We start from the raw sequence: 1,178 nt of genomic DNA on the forward strand, positions 1-1,178 counted from the left end.
CCTCGGACAGGCAACGGGTGTTGTACTTCAATGATGATTATTCGGGCAGTGGTGCTTGTAGCAATACGAAAAGCGCTTGTATTCATATTCCATTGCTCATGCCGGGAACATATTATGTGGTTACGGACGGTGCAGGTAATGGGAGTCTTACTACTTCCCTTACGGGAACAGTGGTCGATAATCCGGGGGATTCTTCGGAGATGGCCATTGATCTGGGCCCGCATAGCAAGGGCTTTTCTTTCTCCGATATCCGTAATACCGCTTCGGGATATACGAACCGATATCAGGGGAAGACGACCAATGACGTTTATTATAAGTTCACGATGGAGAAGGCGCTGGCTGTCACGATTGACCACGAGGGCTCTTCGCTTTCGGATACGTATATGAGCCTGCTGGATAAGGACGGGAAGCTGCTGCGTAACAGTGGCAACACGAAGGGACATGCGCAGTTGGAGTTACAGGAGTTGGCGGTGGGTACTTATTATGTGGTATCGGAAGGTATCAGCCTTAACGGTTCCATCACCACCAATATCCGAATTCGTGGTGCCGGTGGGGATATTGTGACTACAGAGGGGCAGCCCCATGTCATTAGTCTGACGCCTTTGAAGAAGACTTCCTCCATTTCCTCTTTAAAAGAGGATGAGCAGCTTCTTGAAATCCGGTACTTTGACCATTTGGGAGAGCCGACGGAGAGGATTCAGCGGGGGATTACTCCGGGGAGGAATAATCTGGTCACTATCCAGGAATATGACGGTATGGGGCGTGAGCTTCGGGAGTGGCTGCCTGCACCGGTTGCAGATGATTTTGGAGCTTATGTTCATCCGTCGGTGGTGAAACGGGCTGCTCAGTCTACGGAACTTTATGGGAATGACGGGCGCCCTTACAGTGAGACGTCGTATGATGGGTCTGAACTTGGCAGGGTTGTCAAGCAGACCGGCGTGGGTAATGACTGGCATACAGCGGATAAAGCTGTCACGACGGATTATGTGACGAATGTGGGTGATGTTGCTCAACTGTCAGTACGTATGTATGGGTATTCGGGTGATGCTCTGAAAAGTACGGGGTATTATGCCGATGGTTCACTTTACGGTGTCAGGACTACGGATGAGGATGGAAATGTGAGTTATGAGTTTAAGGATAAGCTGGGTCGGGTGGTGCTGACGCGTCAGATGGACGGC

The 1,178-nt window shown here is 50.8% G+C and carries 1 protein-coding gene; it reads left to right on the plus strand.

Annotated features, from left to right (window positions below; genetic code table 11):
- Positions 1 to 1,178, plus strand: a 1,178-nt coding sequence (locus JCM17102_RS30825; RefSeq protein WP_033887264.1) for a DUF6443 domain-containing protein, incomplete at both ends; no start/stop codon positions are given.

This window comes from Bacteroides faecichinchillae JCM 17102, from assembly GCF_000614145.1.
GTDB classification, from domain to species: Bacteria; Bacteroidota; Bacteroidia; order Bacteroidales; family Bacteroidaceae; genus Bacteroides; species Bacteroides faecichinchillae.